This is a genomic window from Micromonospora sp. WMMA1998 (assembly GCF_027497375.1).
Taxonomy (GTDB): domain Bacteria; phylum Actinomycetota; class Actinomycetes; order Mycobacteriales; family Micromonosporaceae; genus Micromonospora; species Micromonospora sediminicola.
In genome coordinates this window covers 2,670,647-2,686,768 of the sequence record NZ_CP114911.1, presented here as the reverse complement: position 1 = coordinate 2,686,768, position 16,122 = coordinate 2,670,647, and the positions used below count along the sequence as shown (strand labels likewise).

21 protein-coding genes are annotated in these 16,122 nt (G+C 68.7%); 16 read left to right on the top strand and 5 right to left on the bottom strand.

Annotated features, from left to right (window positions below):
- Window positions 1-3 precede the first annotated feature (3 nt).
- The 13 genes from O7600_RS11860 to O7600_RS11800 all read left to right on the top strand — a co-directional run bounded on the left by O7600_RS11860 (window position 4) and on the right by O7600_RS11800 (window position 9,888).
- Window positions 4-1,506 (top strand): recombinase family protein, encoded by a 1,503-nt coding sequence (locus tag O7600_RS11860; protein ID WP_281593641.1) that lies wholly within the window; start codon window positions 4-6, stop codon window positions 1,504-1,506.
- A 192-nt stretch (window positions 1,507-1,698) separates the two neighbouring features.
- The gene (locus O7600_RS11855) at window positions 1,699-1,851 is read left to right on the top strand and encodes a hypothetical protein (protein ID WP_281593640.1); all 153 of its coding nucleotides are present in this window, start codon (window positions 1,699-1,701) and stop codon (window positions 1,849-1,851) included.
- Window positions 1,852-1,859: 8 nt separating this feature from the next.
- Window positions 1,860-2,243 carry a hypothetical protein gene (locus tag O7600_RS11850; RefSeq protein ID WP_281593639.1) on the top strand — a complete coding sequence of 128 codons (384 nt, stop codon included), beginning with the start codon at window positions 1,860-1,862 and terminating at the stop codon, window positions 2,241-2,243.
- A gap of 177 nt (window positions 2,244-2,420) precedes the next feature.
- Complete coding sequence (locus tag O7600_RS11845) at window positions 2,421-2,609, top strand: helix-turn-helix domain-containing protein (RefSeq protein WP_281593638.1); 189 nt, start codon at window positions 2,421-2,423, stop codon at window positions 2,607-2,609.
- A 358-nt stretch (window positions 2,610-2,967) separates the two neighbouring features.
- Window positions 2,968-3,117, top strand: a complete 150-nt coding sequence (locus O7600_RS11840; protein WP_281593637.1) for a hypothetical protein — start codon at window positions 2,968-2,970, stop codon at window positions 3,115-3,117.
- A 53-nt stretch (window positions 3,118-3,170) separates the two neighbouring features.
- A complete protein-coding gene (locus tag O7600_RS11835; protein ID WP_281593636.1) occupies window positions 3,171-3,698 on the top strand; it encodes a hypothetical protein in 528 nt (175 codons plus the stop codon).
- Window positions 3,699-3,967: 269 nt separating this feature from the next.
- A complete protein-coding gene (locus O7600_RS11830; protein WP_281593635.1) occupies window positions 3,968-5,086 on the top strand; it encodes a hypothetical protein in 1,119 nt (372 codons plus the stop codon).
- A 254-nt stretch (window positions 5,087-5,340) separates the two neighbouring features.
- Window positions 5,341-5,793, top strand: a complete 453-nt coding sequence (locus tag O7600_RS11825) for a hypothetical protein (protein WP_281593634.1) — start codon at window positions 5,341-5,343, stop codon at window positions 5,791-5,793.
- Window positions 5,794-6,208: 415 nt separating this feature from the next.
- Window positions 6,209-6,607, top strand: coding sequence for a hypothetical protein (locus tag O7600_RS11820; RefSeq protein WP_281593633.1), 399 nt, complete (start codon window positions 6,209-6,211; stop codon window positions 6,605-6,607).
- A 1,115-nt stretch (window positions 6,608-7,722) separates the two neighbouring features.
- Window positions 7,723-8,037, top strand: a complete 315-nt coding sequence (locus O7600_RS11815; RefSeq protein ID WP_281593632.1) for a hypothetical protein — start codon at window positions 7,723-7,725, stop codon at window positions 8,035-8,037.
- Window positions 7,950-8,765, top strand: a complete 816-nt coding sequence (locus O7600_RS11810; RefSeq protein ID WP_348651372.1) for a YbaB/EbfC family nucleoid-associated protein — start codon at window positions 7,950-7,952, stop codon at window positions 8,763-8,765. Before O7600_RS11815 ends, O7600_RS11810 begins: the two co-directional genes overlap by 88 nt.
- A 25-nt stretch (window positions 8,766-8,790) precedes the next feature.
- On the top strand, window positions 8,791-9,081 hold the full coding sequence (locus tag O7600_RS11805; protein ID WP_281593631.1) for a hypothetical protein: 291 nt from the start codon (window positions 8,791-8,793) through the stop codon (window positions 9,079-9,081).
- 12 nt (window positions 9,082-9,093) lie between these two features.
- Window positions 9,094-9,888 (top strand): hypothetical protein, encoded by a 795-nt coding sequence (locus O7600_RS11800; RefSeq protein ID WP_281593630.1) that lies wholly within the window; start codon window positions 9,094-9,096, stop codon window positions 9,886-9,888.
- Here the strand turns inward: O7600_RS11800 and O7600_RS11795 are convergent.
- The 4 genes from O7600_RS11795 to O7600_RS11780 are packed head-to-tail and all read right to left on the bottom strand — an operon-like array spanning window position 9,885 to window position 13,346.
- Window positions 9,885-11,624: a type IV secretory system conjugative DNA transfer family protein gene (locus tag O7600_RS11795; RefSeq protein ID WP_281593629.1), complete on the bottom strand. Its 1,740-nt coding sequence runs from the start codon at window positions 11,622-11,624 to the stop codon at window positions 9,885-9,887. The two genes, O7600_RS11800 and O7600_RS11795, sit on opposite strands and share 4 nt — an antisense overlap.
- Window positions 11,621-12,445: an ABC transporter permease gene (locus tag O7600_RS11790; protein WP_281593628.1), complete on the bottom strand. Its 825-nt coding sequence runs from the start codon at window positions 12,443-12,445 to the stop codon at window positions 11,621-11,623. The genes O7600_RS11795 and O7600_RS11790 overlap by 4 nt, the downstream gene beginning before the upstream one ends.
- A complete protein-coding gene (locus tag O7600_RS11785; protein WP_281593626.1) occupies window positions 12,442-12,777 on the bottom strand; it encodes a hypothetical protein in 336 nt (111 codons plus the stop codon). The genes O7600_RS11790 and O7600_RS11785 overlap by 4 nt, the downstream gene beginning before the upstream one ends.
- Window positions 12,774-13,346, bottom strand: coding sequence for a helix-turn-helix domain-containing protein (locus O7600_RS11780; protein ID WP_281593625.1), 573 nt, complete (start codon window positions 13,344-13,346; stop codon window positions 12,774-12,776). Before O7600_RS11780 ends, O7600_RS11785 begins: the two co-directional genes overlap by 4 nt.
- A 171-nt stretch (window positions 13,347-13,517) precedes the next feature.
- On the opposite strand from O7600_RS11780, the gene O7600_RS11775 reads away from it, so the two are divergent.
- The 3 genes from O7600_RS11775 (at window position 13,518) to O7600_RS11765 (ending at window position 15,297) form a co-directional block, all read left to right on the top strand.
- Window positions 13,518-13,688, top strand: coding sequence for a hypothetical protein (locus O7600_RS11775; protein ID WP_281593624.1), 171 nt, complete (start codon window positions 13,518-13,520; stop codon window positions 13,686-13,688).
- Window positions 13,689-13,822: 134 nt separating this feature from the next.
- Entirely contained in the window at window positions 13,823-14,803 is a 981-nt protein-coding gene (holA, locus tag O7600_RS11770; RefSeq protein ID WP_281593623.1) for a DNA polymerase III subunit delta, read from the top strand.
- Window positions 14,800-15,297 (top strand): hypothetical protein, encoded by a 498-nt coding sequence (locus tag O7600_RS11765; RefSeq protein WP_281593622.1) that lies wholly within the window; start codon window positions 14,800-14,802, stop codon window positions 15,295-15,297. Before holA ends, O7600_RS11765 begins: the two co-directional genes overlap by 4 nt.
- 34 nt (window positions 15,298-15,331) lie before the next feature.
- Here the strand turns inward: O7600_RS11765 and O7600_RS11760 are convergent, their stop codons facing one another.
- Window positions 15,332-15,946, bottom strand: a complete 615-nt coding sequence (locus tag O7600_RS11760; RefSeq protein WP_281593621.1) for an HD domain-containing protein — start codon at window positions 15,944-15,946, stop codon at window positions 15,332-15,334.
- Window positions 15,947-16,122: the final 176 nt, after the last annotated feature.

Here is a 16,122-nt window from a genome sequence, read left to right as displayed (position 1 = left end):
ACCATGAGAGCGGCACTCTACCTGCGGATATCCAAGGACAAGACGGGTGAGGCCGAGGGGGTAGAGCGCCAAGCGGAGGACTGCCGGGCCCTGATCGATGCCAAGGGCTGGACGCTCGTTGAGACGTTCACCGACAACGACACGTCTGCCACCTCTGGTCGTCGCCGCCCAGGGTTCGAGGCGTTGATGGCTGCCGTCGACCGGCGAGCCGTTGACGTGATCGTGCCGTGGAACGCCGACCGGCTGTATCGCACTCCCGCCGACCGGCTGCGGGTGGTCGAGGCATGCCGTCAGAACGGCGTGTCGCTGCATCCCGTGCGCGGAACCGGCATCGACATGACTACCCCGAACGGTCGCATGGTGGCCGGGATGCTCGGTGAGATGGCGTGGGCAGAGGTCGAGAACAAGAGCGAGCGTCAGAGGCGAGCCAACCGACAGGCGGCGGAGAAGGGGAAGCCGTGGCTGACCGGGCCGCGCCCGTTCGGATACGACCGAACTAGCGGCACGTTGGTCGAGCACCCAACCGAAGGGGAGTTGGTGCGCCAGGCGTTCAGCCTCATCACCTCAGGTGCATCGCTGAAGTCGGTAACCCGCATGCTCAACGAAGCGGGTGCCCACACCAGCCTCGGCAACGAGTGGCGGCACAACAACGTGCGAGTCATGCTGCTCAACCCTCTCTATGCCGGACTCCGGGCGTACGCGGAGATGCCCCCGCTCGGATCGAAGGAGACCGCTCGCTCTCGTCCGCCGGCTGAGGAGCGGCAGTTGGTGCCGGGTAGATGGAAGGGGCTGGTTCCCGAAGACGTCTGGCGAGCATCGGTAGCCATACTGCGCGACCCTTCCAGGGCAACCAACGTCGGCAACTTCTCAGCCGTCCGGCACCTCGGCAGTAACTTGTTCCGATGTGGCCGCTGCGCCGACATGGCGGCGGCGGAGAAGCGGAGCGGCGAGCCGGTGATGGGGGTCAACTACACCAACCCGCGGCGGTCCGGCGAGCGAGGTCATCGGATCTACAAGTGCAAGCGTTGCCACATGAGCAGGCGTGCGGATCCGGTCGATGCCTTCGTCTCAACCGTGATCGCAGCCAGGCTCGACCGAGACGATGTCGCCGACTTGGTCCCGACCAACCGAATCAGCAGTACCGAGGTTGCCGCCCTTACTCACGAGGCCGAGGAGTTGCGTGGGCGAATCAGCGTGCTTCCCGACATGCTCGCCGACGGAGACATGACGCGAGACCAGTTCACCCGGGCTAACCGGCGTGCCCTTGATCGCCTCACCGAAGTAGAGGCCGCACTAACTCGGGCCGGCGGCAGTCACGTGCTGGCAGGGATGGGCGGTCCGGGTACCGGGGAGCGATGGCTTACATCGGAAGACTTGGGATGGAGGCGTGCTGTGCTCGCTGCACTGGCTGAGGTAGTCCTGCACCCGGTTTCGACCGGTCGGCCGAAGAAGGGAGAAGGGATCAACCCCGACTCCATCTCGTTCCGCTGGCGCGGCGATAGTTGATCAGGGAAGTGGGCTGCACCACGGTCTGTTGACCGAGCAGAAGTTGATCATCATAGTTGGTGGTCCGTCCGCACCTCGCGGCGGACCACACAGCGCCATCGACCAGCCGAGAGGCGATGGCAGACGACAGCAGAGGGGAGCACTTGAGGAGCCCGACCGGCGGGCTCAGCCGCAGAGAGGGGATCACTCCCCGTGTACTACAGCACCACCCTTAACGCCTCGGCTGATGCCGGGGTTTCTGTGTCTTCGCTTGACGAGATCGCACAGCGAATCGCCAACGCTGCACCCCCGCTCACTCCTCTACAGCGCGCCAAGCTGCGCGGCCTGCTGTCGGGCCAGCGGTGATGGCGCCGATGTGCCGCAGCTTGTACCCGGCCGACATGGTGTGCCTTCCGCCCGCGCAGGATCACCTACAGGATCGCTACGCCTGGCGGACCAACCTGGTACGCCGGCTGTGGGTCGATGACCTTGACGGGACGGCCGGCAGCCTCGCTGACCTTCGCTCGCATCGGGGCTCGCACTGGTTCTGGCTCGGTGCCCACAACTCCGATGGGCGAGCCATCGTGCGATTGATGGGCAAGCGCCAAGGCGTCACGCGCGTGCTCTGGAGCCTGCTCCGGGGCGGTAGCCCGGACACCCGCCGAGTGGCCAAGCGAGTCTGCGAGCACGCCGAGTGCGTCAACCCGTTCCATCACGAGCTGATGAAGCGCGGCGCGTGGCAGTCGGCAGCCGCATAACCGCAGATCAGGCGTTCGTGAACACATACGTATATGGAGGGTGCTTCGGCCCGGTTGCCGTGGCGCTTCTTCTTGGCCCTGAGTAGTGACGCTCGGGCATCGCTTACGAGATCAGCAGGGCAGCGTGGCTGCCCCTTCAGTATGCCCAGACTGGGCGGGATGCGGAGGCATCAACCAGTGGAGACGATCGACGGTCGGACGTACCTGACCGCTACCGAGGCGGCGGAACGCCTTGGTGTGAGTGTCGGGACGCTGCGGAACCAGCGCAGCGACAGGCGCTCTCCGATGCGCTACATCAAGTACCTCGGTCGGGTGCTGTACCCGCTGACCGAGGTGGAGGCATACGCCCGGACGGCATGCCGGTGAGTGACGCCAGGATCAACCGGGCCGTTGCCCTCGCTGAGGCGCTGGAGGCGGAGCGGGGCGAGCATGCGGAGGCCGTACGGGTCGCACGCGAATCACAGCGCACCGAGCGCAACCGGCAGCCTATCGCGCCGCTTGACCTGTCAGGAGGGCTCGACCCGTTGGGCATCGGCGACGACGGACCGTCAGAGCTTGCCGCTTGGTACCGCAGCATCAGCGACGCAGCGAGCAGGCCAACGAGAGCAGCGGGCATCGCCTACTTCCCATCATCGAAGCGAGACCAGGAGGTGACCAACGAGTGAGGTCCAGGCGTAAGCGGAGCCGGCAGCCAGCGACGGCAAGGGTCAGCGCACCCTTCCGCATGACGCTGGGAAGGTGGGCGCAGGCCACGGGCATGACCGTGGACCAGGTGCGCGAGGACGTAGACGCGCTCATGAGCAAGGGTTGGCTGATCCCGGTCGCTCCTGACGTGTGGATCATGAAGACTCCCGAGGGGGTGAAGGCACCCTGAGCAAGCAGGCAGGAGAACACCGCTTCCGTCCCCTGGACTTCATCCGTGACGTCATGGCTGACGGCAGCCTTGACACTCGGGAGAAGGCGGTGTTGGTCGCGGCGGCGGTCGGGGCCGACAACGCAACCTTCAAGGTGAGGCGCAGCCTCTCGCGGCTCGCTGAGTCCGCCGGGTGTGATCGCGGCAGCATATCGAAGATGGTCGAGAGCGCGCAGGTCGTTCGGTACTTCGCCAAGGTCGACCGACCGAACCGGCGACGAGTAGACATCTGGCTACGGCAAGAGCCGGCCGAGCATGTCGACCCCGTCGACACTCAGCATGTCGATCCGGTCGACATGTCGGGACTGCGGTTGTCGATGCCGTCGCCTCGACATGTCGACCCCATCGACATCACATGTCGACCGGATCGACAAGGCATGTCGACCCCGTCGACACCATCTGCTCTCTATCTGCCCCCATCTGCTTCTACTCTGCCCATCGGCATCCTTACCAAGCCAAGCCAGTTCCCCGATAACGTCGAGGACTTCTCCCCCGCCGAGGATGAAGATCCTTGGGCGCTGGCTCGTCAGATGATGCCGTAGGCCCTCACCGCCCGGCACCCGCTTCGCGCTGCGCCACTGCGGTGCGTACCGCTGCGCAGGCTTGCCCGGCAGCGGCGAGGAGATGAGGCCCCGGAGGGGCCATCACCAGCAGAGCCAGTAGACGCCGGTCAAGGCCGGCACTCACAGCACCCCAACACCGAAGGACGCCGGCCGGAGGCCGGCACCTCTCGCATGCCCTCAGGGCTTGCAACTCCCTCATGGGCGGCCGACTGGCCGCTCTTCATCGCACGGAAGAAGGTCCACCAACCGTGGCTACTACTGCCAAGAACAAGAACACCATCCCCACCCTCGCCGACGCTCTCGCCGACGCCCGAACCCGCCTCGCCGAAGCCCGGGAGCTGCTTGCCCGGCGGGAGGGAGAGCACGCCCAGGCCGAAGAAGCGGCGGAGGAACTTCGCGACCGACTCGACATCGGCGACGAGACCGTCTCTGTCTCCGACATGGCGACCGCTGATCTCGCCGCCGACCGAGCGAAGCGCCTGATCCCTTCCGCCCGCAAGGCCCTTGCCGAAGCTGAGCGCGCCGTCGACCTCGCCGACGCGCAGGCCAACCCGACGTTGGCGGAGTGGCTGCGGGAGATCATCGAGAAGAACGTCTTCGACTTCGGTCTGTATGGGTTCCCGATCTCCGTTGTGCCGCAGCCGCCCGTAGAGCCGGAGGTGCCGGCCGTCTACCTCTGGCAGTCCGAGCCGACGCGGGCGGACCGCTCGACGGGCATCCTCGCCGGAACCGTCCACATGTCCATCGTCGTGCCGATGGGTGCGCCGTTCACCGGTGACCAGGTGCGTAAGGCGCTCGCCGAACTCATCGACCAGAAGGGCATGGCCGACGTAACGGTCATGTTCAACAACCGCCCCGATGGCTGCGGCATCCGACTCATGCTCAGCGATGTCCGGCCGCAGCTCCCCACCATCACGCCGGAGGAGCCGAGCACCAGCACGGTCGCCGAGGTGGCGTTCAACGTCGCGAAGGCGATGGTGCGAGCCGGCGGCCAGCGCACGATCCGCGACAAGTGGGTTGGCGACATGATCACGGGGATGAACCCGGGTACGGGGACGGCTGTCAACAGCGTCAACGTCTATGTCGCCTCGCACGATCTGGCCAGCCAGACCCGTGACGGTGACCTGATCACGCGCACCGTGCAGGCAACCTTCGAGGTGAGCGGACACGACGGTCTCGACGCGCTCGCGGACCGCACCCGGGAAACGGTCGCCAACCAGGTCGACGCCTTCGTTCCCGGCGTGGGCCGCGTGAAGAGCGCGGAGGTTACCGGTGTCGAGCTGGCTCCGGGAGACAGGGCCAAGCGGATCGCGCCGCACGCCAAGGTCAAGGCGACCTTCGTCCTGATCAGCAAGGCCGCTGCCTGATCTTCGCAACCGCCGAAGGCCCACCGCGTACGGCGTGAGCCTTCCGCCCGCTCAGCCACGCTCAGGCGAGCGCCCAGAGCGACACCGACCAAGGACATGGGCACGGATCTCGGTCCCTCTCAGAGCTTCTGAGCGGGTGAATCGAGCCCGTGCCCATGTCCCTCTATCAACCAACCGAACACACGCGAGGTGACCACCGTGCGCGTACGCACGACCGAGACGAACACAACCGCCGTCTTCATCGGGGTGGCGTGATGGACAGCCACGACTACAGCCGAGAGCGCGACCAGATCAGAGCAGAGCGGAACGCCGCACCCATGGTCATCCTCCGGGGTGAGACGCAGGTACTCATCCCGCCGGCCGATCCCGAGTGGCACTCGACGGCGGGGGAGATGTGGGCGGCGCTGATGACGTCGCCGCAGGCCGGCATCATGACCGGCGTTGACTGGGCCTACGCCAAGTTCTGCTTCGGCGAGTTGAGCGCCTACCTGAACGGCGACTACGCGAGCCGAGGTCGGACCAAGGGCAAGAGCGCTGTAGCCCTGGACACGGTAGATCGGCTACTGCGCGGCGTGATCATCCCGCCGGCTGACCGGCTGCGCTTGCGCGTGGCCATCGAGCCGCCGCCCCCGCCGGCACCGCGTGAGCTGACCCTTGATGAGCTTGACGCCGCCATCGCCGAGGCGCAGCGGGAGACGATGCAGTGACCCCGGTCGACCGGTGCAAGGTGCTCCGCGACCACGCGGAAGGCTGGTTCAAGGCAGCACGGCAGCCGAACATCAGCGCCGAGCTGAGAGCCGGGTATCTGGACATGGCTCGGAGGTTCCTGGACTGGGCCCGGCAAGAGCAGAGACAGCGGAGCTGACGCGGCCTCTCGGCGGGCCCCTGAGCGGATGTCGTCCAGGGCCCGCCCAACGGGGTTGAGTTCTAAAGTTCCCTGGGGCTGCGCGCGATCTCGGCTGCTATCACTGGGCGGTGGGGGAGATCCGGTCGAGAGGGTCATGCCCCCACCCACCCCCCGCGCTCGACGCCCACGACTCGACCTCCTGAGCAACGAGCGGGCGCGCACCTGCCCGATCCGCGCGGTACGTTGACGCGCGTCGACCGGCGGGAGGCGTGGGCATGACCGAGCACAGCGAGCCGTATCCGGTGATCTCGCAGCGAGCCAACGGCGACAAGCTGATCGGGATCGCTGGCCCGTTGGCTCAGGACTTGTACGACGCAGGCACGCCACCGGTACATGGTCTCGCCGCGAAGCCTCACCGGTCGCCTCGGGTCGGCGATGTGCGGATCGGTGACCGGCTACGTGTCGAGCGGATCGGCGACCGGTGGACGGTGAGCAACGGTCAGGAACAGCTCGGCGTGCTGCGATGGGGGCCGAAGGACGACGGCAAGCGGCACGCGGTAACCGGCAAGGTGATCCGGCTACCTCGCTCGGGAACGCTGCATGTGCAACGGCTGGTCATCGACCAGCGAGGCACGGTCAAGGATGTCGGCGGCTACGTCGAGCCGGACCGGTAGCCGCGCTCGGGCGAGGTGAGCGAGTGGGCGGCTCGCTTCTTCGACAACTTCATCGCCGACTGCATCTTCAGTACGTGTTGCTGCGAGCGGCATCCCCTTGCATGCACCCATCGCCAGTGGTCATCCATCCACTCATATCGCCGACTTCAAGCACGCGCCGCTGCTTGTTGGCACCCGAGGCCAGCAGGGGAGCCCAACGTCGGTGACCTGCCGATTCCGACGTCAGCGGCACTTCGGTCGGACAGCTTGTGTGCCCCGAGGAGACCCGCTGCCCTCTACTTGGGCTACTGCAAGCAGCCAGTGAGCTGGGGATATCGACCGGGGCGAGCGGCGTGATCTGTGTGGAACACCTGTGCGAAGAAGTAGCGCGACACGCAGGTTGCCCGTATCGGTCGCTATGGTGTTCCAAGCGCTACGGAAGCTGCGGCACCTTCAAGTTGGTTGAGCTTGGGTTGAAGCGGGATCGGGTCGTCCCGACGGCCGGGGGACGACCGTCCTCCTCTTCAACTACAACCCGGAGGACGCAGTTGACCACGCGCCGCAAGGGGCCGCCTCGGCCCAGTAGGAACCGGCGAACCAACGCCAACCGGTGGCGGGACGTCGGGGAGTGGGTGGCACTGATACTCAAGGTGCTTGCCTACGCCGCAGGGCTGGCGGTCACGCTGGCCGGAAACGGATGCGGGCCCAACTGACTGACCGTCAGTTGAGCCCACATCGGTGGGGAAGGGCCTCCGCCTTGGGCCTGCGAAGCTGGGGCGGGGGTCTTCCTGCTGGTGCTGGAACATAAAATTCCAGCACACTAACAGGCCGAACCTTACAACCCTAAGCTTGGTGCGCGACAGCCTGCCGGCGATTCGGGTCCACGCAAGCGCCCTCACCACGCTGCGCGAAGCGCTCCCCGCCAAGGCCGGAGCCAGGTATGTGACAGTCGATCACGATGGGTTGCGTCCTGTGCGAGCTGTGCGGCACCCTGGCTGCTACGGATAGCAACCGCCCGATATCGCCGGGCGATCGACGGGGGAACAGTGGAGCAACCTTCGCTCGCGCGCAGACAGCAGACGGGCCGGACCCTCTTGCTGCTCTGGGCCGCAGGTCCAGTCTTCGAGTTGCCCGTTGTGGCGCTTGTGATCTCGTCCTTCCCTGAGGTGGCGTCTGCGGCCGTGTTCGGCTCGGCGGGTTCGCAGGCCGTGGCGTTCATCGCGTTGCTGCTTGTGCTTGTGGGCGTTGTGCTCGCCTGGGTGGGATTCTCTAGGGCCGGCGTTCGGCGGTCTCTCGCGGTCCTGCTGTGGATCGCTGCTGGCCTCCTGGCCGTGCTTATGCTCGGCTTCTTGGTGGACGGCTCATGGGCTGGCGCGGCCGTCCTGGTCGCGCACTCTGCCGTCGCGACGGCGGCTATCGGGTGGCTCCTGCTGCGGCGGCCGGCGCGATGACAGAGAACATGCTTGCTCGCTTGGCTGCTATACAGCGGCAGGCCGCGGAGCTTCAGTCTGCGGTGAGTGCGGTCCAGTCGCAGCCGCAGCCTCAGGAGGGGCGCGGTACCGACCCCGGTGGTTGGGTCTCGGTCACCGTGGATGCCCGCGGTCTGCCGTCCCGCATCGAGGTGCGGACTGGCTGGCAACGGCGGGTGGCGCCGGAGGAGCTTGGGGCGTTGGTGATGGTCGCTTCTGCCGAAGCGCTCTCCGATCTGACGCGCGCTTGGTCCGAGTCGGTCGACGTTGACCCTCTGCGCTCGGATGTCGGGGCCGCGTACCCGGATGGGCAGGAGCCGCCCGCGTCGACGTTGCAGCGAGCCGAGGTCTACGGCCACGCACGTGATCCGCTCACCTTGACCGAGGAAGTGCTGGTTGCGCTGAAGGCTGCCCAGACCTCACCTGAGGATGCTGCGCCGACCGGTCGGGGCTCAGCGGGCAACGGCGCTGTCACCGTCGCTCTCGGGCCGGGCGGCCTCAGCTCTTGCGCCATCGATGCGCGTTGGGCTGCTCAGCATGGTGCCTCTGGCTTGAACCGTGCCCTGGTCGAGGCGTTGAGCGATGCGCGCCAGGCGCTCGACGAACGGGCGGAACGGCGGAGAGCGGACGCGCAGAATCTCACCGACTTGATGAACGATGCTCTGGCCACCCTCGTCCGGCTTGAAGACCGTCAGCCGAAGGAGCGATGACATGCCGCCCCCTAGCCGTCAGCAAGTGACCGTTGCGACCGGTGCCCTGCGCACCGAAGCGGTCGAGTGGGAGCACCAGAGCACGGCTATCGCCGTGGTTGCCAACAAGGTTGCCGGCATGCAACTGGGCCGCGTCGAGGCGGGACTCTTCCAACTCATCGTCAGTCCGTATAACGACATCGTCGAGCACGTGAGTCAGCGCTGTCGTGAGGGCCAGGCGGCGATGAACGAAGTAGCCGCGACGCTGAGGAAGGTCGCGGACACCTACGACGAGGAAGACCGCGCCAACGAGCACAAGATCCGCAACATCTACTGATTAGGGCTTGTCGTGGAATTCAGCAAGGCGCAGTACGAGGGCTTGTTGGCCGACATCAGCTCTGGCCTGAACACCTTGACCGTCCGCCTGGACCAGATCCCGCAAGCGGCGGCCATCGGAGCCGGCCGCTGGTTCGTCACACCCGCCGTGGCGGACGCCATCCTGAACCTCGGGAGGCAGATCGTCGACATCGGTAAGAAGGTGCTCGACTTCCTCGTTGACCTCTTGAAGGGTGCGACTGCTCCCATCTTCATGTTCCTGGATGCCTGGGACTGGATGGACATGCGAGGCTCCGCCTCCGGCGTGGCGAGCGCTCTCACGCAGCAGCATCTTGTCGTCGACAACTCCGACTGGTCGGGCAAGGCTCGCGACGCCTACGTAAGCAGCGTCGCCGCGCACTCGGTTGCGGCTACCCGCATCAGCTCGATCGCCTCCAGCACGTCCGGGCATCTCCTCTTCTGCGCAGGCGCGGGGACTGCCTTCTACGTCACCCTCGCGGTCGTTCTGGCGAAACTCATCGCTGCGGCCACCGTGGCGATCCCGGCGATGGGGTCGGGCGTCTTCTCCGCGCCAGGGGCGGCGCTGTTCCTCGAAGAGGCAGGGTTCACCGCTGCCGTGGTTGGTACTGCCATCGTCACGTTGACGGCCTTCCTTACCTCACAGGCCACGGCGATGGTGAACCTGCACGGCGAGGCGGTGGATAACAGCTCCTTCCCTGCCGGGAAGTGGCCGTCACCCAACACCTCGACGTACAGCGATGCGACGGTCAGGGACGGGGACGCTGACTGGTCGCTCGCTCCCGACTAACCCTTGCCTGCCCAGGCGTCGAGATCGCGCCGCGCGTACAGGTCGGCGTTCCCTTCCTTGCCGCGCGCCGTGGGCACCTCGCCCACGCGCCGCTGTAGCCGCTTCTTGGCGGCCTCGTAGGACCAGGGGAGGACCCTGGCGTCTACCGCTTGGCGCAGTGTCAGGAAGTCCCCGGCAGGGCTTGATGGGGCGTTGACCTGGGATGTCTCCGGGGACCGGGGACATGCAAGCTGTCGAGCCTCGGTCGCGTTGAGGTAGGCAACCTGAGTCTCGGTGGCCTGGCCGCCGATGACGATCTGCCAGCGGCCGAGGGTGCGGGATGCCCGGGGCATGGCCGCTTCGGGGACGAGCATCTTCCAGTTGTTGGCGGTGTAGCGGGCGAGGCAGCGGATGCCGAAGTTCTCCCGTGCCTCGGGTCCGCCGATGGCGCGGGCGGTGAGCATCTGCGCGATGGCCAGTACGTTGACCTTGGCGGACCGGCCCATGAAGAGCAGGTCAGCCAGGGCGGAGACGGCGGGGGAGCGCTTGGGGTCTCCCTTGCCGCGTGCCTCGGTCCAGAAGTTGACGAGCTGCCCGATGGTGGCGTTCAACTCCTCGCAGATGACCAGCACCCGGGGGCCAGGGTCCCAGTCTTCGGCCTCGTGCATGGCCAGGGTGTTCCGCTCGTCGGCGAGCGCGGCCAGGCGCACGAGCGCGTCATGCATCTGCGCTGGGCGGGTGCAGTAGTCGACGCCGGCTAGGCCGAGGGCCCAGCGGTGCGAGCCCTTGCGGTCGAGGATGACCACCCGTCCGCCTCGGTTGAGCACCTGCACGGCGACCAGCTCGGCGAGCACGCTCTTGCCCGCGCCCGTGCCGGCAGACACGGCGATGTGCGGGGAGTCGTCGCGCAGCGAGAGCGTGACGGGTCGGTCGCCTGCACCCTGCCCGATGTAGAACTCCCACTCCGCCAGCCGGGGCAGGTGCGCGGCCACCTGGTCGATGCCGACGCGGGCCGGCGGACGCTTACGCACGGTCCACGTGGCAGTGACCCGCGGACCGACCTGGCGCCAGGTCTCGACCAGGTCCGCAACGGGGATCTTGCTGCCGATGATGGAGGAGACGAGCTGTCGTTGCTCCTTGGTCAAGTAGGGGGTGTCCGCCTCTAGCTCGATACGCGGGCCCTGGTCGCCGTCGACCGGCCGGCGGAACACGGCCAGCCGGGACGTGACCGGTTCCGCCTTGCGCTGCACCGCCCATGCGGCTCGCTGTGCCCGCTCGGGGAGCCACCGGATGACCGGCTCGACGTGTTCGCCGTACCAGGCGCGTGCTGCCTTCTCTGCCGGGCTCAGGGGCTTGGCGAGCCGGGGCGTGAGGTTGCCCAACGTCGGGTCGACGTGCAGGCGCACGCCGGTCTGCAAGCCCATCGCCGGGGCGAGCGCGGCCAGGGTCGGGGCGATGTATTCGCGGTGGAAGCGGCGGCGCACCAGCCGTTGCCGGCCGCGCCACGCCGCTGCCAGTGCCGCGCCGCTGGCCGCAGTGAGCGAGGGATCGGGGAAGGCCACGGCCAGGCCGGCGGCGGCCGGCACGCCGAGGCGGTACGCCTGACGCTGCCAGCCGGCCAGCCGGCCCGGACCCCGGTGGCGGTACGGGTAGCCGGGCTTGCCGCTGAGCGGCCTGCCGGAGACGTACCGGTAGGCCACCCGCGAGACCGTGTGGTTGCGCCGCAGCTTGCGGATAGCGCGCTCCAGCTCGGTCACTGGTCGCTCCCCTCGTGCATCAGGTGAGCCAGTGCGGCGGCCATGCCGAGCACCGCCACCGGCAGGCAGGCAACGGCGGTGGTGATCTGCCACGGAGCCGACGTGATGCCGGCGGCGACCAGGAGGTGATAGGCCACCTGGCCGAGCGCGCCGATGATCAGCGACCCGATGCCGGACCACTTAGCGAACCGGCGAGCCCGAGGCGGAACCTGCCCGGAGAGCCAGGCTCGCAGCGAGTACGCGGCGTATACCTCCACCCCGATCGGCAACGTGATGGCGGTGTTGATGCTGAACCCGTCCGCGATGCCGGGCAGCGGGTGCACCACCCCGAACCCGGTGAGTCCGCCGAGCCCGACCCACCCGGACCAGATGGCGACGAACGCGGGCAGCGCGATCAGCACCACCGGCCACGCGGACAGCCGGCGGACCGGCGCAGCCTGAGCCTTGGCCGGAGCGGGCTCGGTCGGGGCCGGCGGGTGTCCGGCCGGCTCGACCAGCGGCGACGGCTCGGCGACCTTGGTAGTCGGCAGGATGAGCGGAACCGGGGTGGTGTCGACCGGCGCGGGCGGCGGGACCGGTGCGGGCTCGGCGTACTCCCACGGGTCCGAGGTGAGCTCGGTCTCGGTCTCGTCGGGCAGAGTGATGGGCTCGGCGACCAGGGCCAGGCGTGCGGCCTGAGCCTTGGGCGCACCCACCTTGAACTCACGCATAATCCGGTTGCGCGACGGGATCTCACCGAGCCGGTCGGCCAGGTCCCGCACAGCGGGGAGCAGGTCAGCGACGGCGCGCGGGTAGGCGCTGGGAGCGGTGGCGGTGCTCATCGGGCGATCCCCCCAACCCACTGCGCGATCTCGTCGGTGCTGGCCTGCGGCAGCGTGGCCCGGATCAGCCGGGCGGCAGCCTCGCGGGTGAGGTCAGGGTCAACGACGATGACGCGACGGCTCGGGACGACCGTGCACGGCGCTCCGGTACGCGCCTGGATGATCTGCACTGCTTCTCCTGCGGCGAGGGTGGAGGGGACGTCAGGGGTGGGAACGGCGGCGCGGTCGGCGTGCCGCTCGACCAGCCGGCGGGCGATGGCGAACGGGGCGAGCATCGAGGCCGGTCCGCCGATGAGGACCAGGCCGAGCGCGTAGGCGGCGGTGGTGTTCATCGGTCACCCGCCAGCGCCTCAGAGCGGCAGGGGATGCACCCGCCGGCAGGCTGGCCAACGTGCCCCGGCTTGCCGCATCGGTCGCCACCGGCAGTCATCGGAAGGGCAGCGCCTCGCCGCTCGGGGTACGGGTAGCCGTTGGTGCCGGGGTTGTTGCTCTTGTTCTTGGGAAGGAATCGACGCCAGTCACGGGCGCTTGCGCCCGTCTTCAACTTCCCTTGGTCTTCAACACTTCGGGTGTCACCCTGGCTGTCACCCCCGGCGGCGCGATTCGTCACCCCCTTCGGCCGATCCGTCACCCCCGGACCGTTGTTCGTCACCCCCTGGCCGGTCACCAGGCGGTAGACGCGGGTGGCGATGCCGGCAACCTTGGTGACGACCAGGCGGCCGAGCTGAACCAGCTTGGCGAGCGCCCGCTGTACGGTCCGCTCGGAGCAACCGGCGTAGTCGGCGAGGGTGGCGACAGACGGCCAGGCGTTGCCCTCGTTGTTGGCGTGAGCAGCGATGGCGATAGCCACGGCACGCTCGTTCTTGCCGAGATCCTTCGTCGCAAGCAGGGCTTGCTTCACAGCTACACTCATGGCCGGGCGGACCTCCGGTGTCCGTCAAGGGCCCGGAGATCAGGTGTTCCAGCACCTGCCGGGCCCGCTTGCTATGTCGGTATCCGCCGCGCTCATGCGTCGGCATACCAGGATCCGGAGTTCCTCGCCGCGGTCCGCCCGGCGGTCGCGCTGGTCTGCGTGGGTGTCGACAACGACTACGGGCACCCCCACCCGGCTCTGCTGGGCCGGTTGAGCCGGGCGGGTGCGCGGGTGGTGCGGACCGACACCGACGGGGACGTGGCGGCGGTCCGGACCGCGGCCGGCCTGGCGGTGGCGGTTCGCGGCGCCGCCCCCGGACGGCCCCGCTGACCCGATGACGGACAGGAGGGAATCTTGGTGGGATAGGCGAGGATCAAGGCAAATGTCTGGATTTGCGTTGAGTGCGGGCTGCGCCGTCACAGTCCCCGATGAGCAGGCACGATCGGGTCGGAGGGCGTGCGAGTATGGGCGACGTGACCCCCGCCAGCCTGCCTCCTATTCTGCTCGTCCTCGGCGACGAGGAGCTGCTCGCCACGCGAGCGGTCACCGAAGCCGTGGCGCGGGCCCGCGAGGTGGACGCCGACGTGGACGTCCGGGAATACCAGGCCGGCTCGCTGACGGTCGGCGAGATCGACGAGATGTTGAGCCCGTCGCTGTTCGGCGGCCGGCGCGTGCTGGTGCTCCGCTCCGGCCAGGACGCCCGCAAGGACCTGTCGGCCGCGCTGCTGGCGTACGCGAAGAATCCCGACCCGGACGTGCAGCTGGTGGTGCTGCACCTCGGTGGGGCCAAGGGCCGGGCGTTCGCCGACGGGCTGCGGTCCGCGGGCGCCACCGTGGTGCCGGCGGCCAAGCTCAAGGGGCACCGTGACCGGGTGGCCTTCGTGCGGGAGGAGATCCGCCGCAACGGTGGCACGTGCACCGAGGACGCCGCCGAGGCCCTGATCGCGGCGGTCGGCGCCGATCTGCGCGAGCTGGCCGCCGCCTGCTCGCAGCTCGTCGCCGACACCGACGGGCGGATCGGGGCCGACACGGTCTCCCGCTACTACCGGGGTCGGGTCGAGGTGACCGGCTTCACCGTGGCCGACGCGACGATGGTCGGCGACGTTCCCGGCGCACTGGAGGCGCTGCGGTGGGCGCTGCACGTCGGGGTGGACCCGGTGCCGATCGCCGACGCGCTCGCCGACGGCGTACGGACCGTGGCCCGGGTCGCCTCGGCCGGCCGGGGCAGCGCCTACCAGCTCGCCAGCAGCCTCGGCATGCCGGCGTGGAAGATCGAGCGGGCTCAGCGCCAGGGTCGGGGCTGGACGCCGGAGGGCCTGGTCGAGGCGATGCGCGCGGCCGCCGAGTGCAACGCGGCGGTCAAGGGCGGCGCCGACGACCGGGCGTACGCGCTGGAACGGGCCGTCTTCTCGGTGGCCGCGGCCCGGCGGGGCGGCGCCCGGTGACCCGAGCGTGGTCGACCGTGCCGACGGACGAGGAGCGGTTCCGGCCGCTCTACGCCCGGGTGCTCGGCCTGCGCTTCGTCAACCCGGGCGGAGTGCTCTGCTTCCTCTTCTTCGAGGGGGCGGCGGCGCTGGCCGTGCTGCTCGCCCTCGCCGAGCTGGTGAGCTGGTGGGCGGTGCTGGTCCTGCCGACCGCGGTGGCGGTGATGGTCAAACTCAACGACGTCGTGGCCGAGATGGTCGTCCGCACCGCCGCCCAGGTCCCCGAACAGGAGCGGGACCGGTTCCGCCGGCAGATGGAGCCCGCCGTCGGGCGGGCCCCGGTGCCGAGCACGGCCCGGGCGCTGCCCGGCGGCCCGAGCCTGGCCGAACCGGGGGCGCCGCGCCCGGCCGTTCCCTACCACCAGCCGGGACGATCCACACTGCCGTTCGACCGGGCCGGCGAGCGGAGACGCGGGACCGAGCCCGGCGTGACCTGGCCGGACTCCTTCCGTTGAGGACGGCCCGTGGCCCGTGGCCGGTGCCGGATGCTCAGATGATCGGCTGCCGGTAGCGGTAGGACAGGAGGCGAAGATCGGGCTCGCCGAACCTCTCCACCAGCGCCGCGAACCGGGCCACCTTGTCCGCACCGAACCGCCGCACCCCGACGGCGTAGGACGCCGCGGTCACGAACGTGGGCGGTGCCGTCTTGCTGTGGAACTTGTCCGCGTACAGCACCAGCTGCTCTTCCGGCGTGTCGGCCGTGTAGTCGGCCACCGGCAGCGGCAGGCACTGCCGCAGCACGTCCTCGCGAGTGAGACCGACCCCGGTGTGGTGGGAACAGAACCTGCTCACTCGCTCGGAGAACCCGAGGTCACGCAGGAGCGCGTGCCCGAGCACCCCATGGCGGACGTAGTTCTCGTGATCGAGTTCTCCGGTCGCCCCGTACAGGCGGTAGACACCGATGTCGTGCAGGAGGCTGCCCGCCCGGACCAGCTCGACGTTCAGATCCGGGGGACACCTGTCGAGCAGTTGCTCGGCCACGGCGCACACGATCCGGCAGTGGGTGTAGACGAGCGTGAAGGCTTCCTCGTGCGGTGCGATCCGTTCGTGCAGCGCCCGAATCTGCTCGTCCGTCGGGACGGCCAGCGCATGATCGACGGTCACGTGTCGACACCTTCCTCGCAGGGCCACTCTCCTGGCAGCCGTCGATGCCCGGCCCAGGCCGCCAACTCCAACGGCAGTGCGCCGTGTCGACGGTCCCGCCCGGTCCGTCCCGGGCGGAGGACTCCGTGGAACGCCGACAGCCGGAAGCCCCGGGGCGTTGCCCCGGGGCTTCCGGT

What these genes read in the sequence shown, in the direction of transcription:
- O7600_RS11860 (WP_281593641.1), top strand. Translation starts at nt 4, where the DNA reads ATGAGAGCGGCACTCTACCTGCGGATATCCAAGGACAAGACGGGTGAG.
- O7600_RS11850 (WP_281593639.1), top strand. Translation starts at nt 1,860, where the DNA reads ATGTGCCGCAGCTTGTACCCGGCCGACATGGTGTGCCTTCCGCCCGCG.
- O7600_RS11840 (WP_281593637.1), top strand. Translation starts at nt 2,968, where the DNA reads ATGACGCTGGGAAGGTGGGCGCAGGCCACGGGCATGACCGTGGACCAG.
- O7600_RS11835 (WP_281593636.1), top strand. Translation starts at nt 3,171, where the DNA reads ATGGCTGACGGCAGCCTTGACACTCGGGAGAAGGCGGTGTTGGTCGCG.
- O7600_RS11825 (WP_281593634.1), top strand. Translation starts at nt 5,341, where the DNA reads ATGGACAGCCACGACTACAGCCGAGAGCGCGACCAGATCAGAGCAGAG.
- O7600_RS11820 (WP_281593633.1), top strand. Translation starts at nt 6,209, where the DNA reads ATGACCGAGCACAGCGAGCCGTATCCGGTGATCTCGCAGCGAGCCAAC.
- O7600_RS11810 (WP_348651372.1), top strand. Translation starts at nt 7,950, where the DNA reads ATGGGCTGGCGCGGCCGTCCTGGTCGCGCACTCTGCCGTCGCGACGGC.
- O7600_RS11790 (WP_281593628.1), bottom strand. Translation starts at nt 12,445, where the DNA reads ATGAGCACCGCCACCGCTCCCAGCGCCTACCCGCGCGCCGTCGCTGAC.
- O7600_RS11785 (WP_281593626.1), bottom strand. Translation starts at nt 12,777, where the DNA reads ATGAACACCACCGCCGCCTACGCGCTCGGCCTGGTCCTCATCGGCGGA.
- holA (WP_281593623.1), top strand. Translation starts at nt 13,823, where the DNA reads ATGGGCGACGTGACCCCCGCCAGCCTGCCTCCTATTCTGCTCGTCCTC.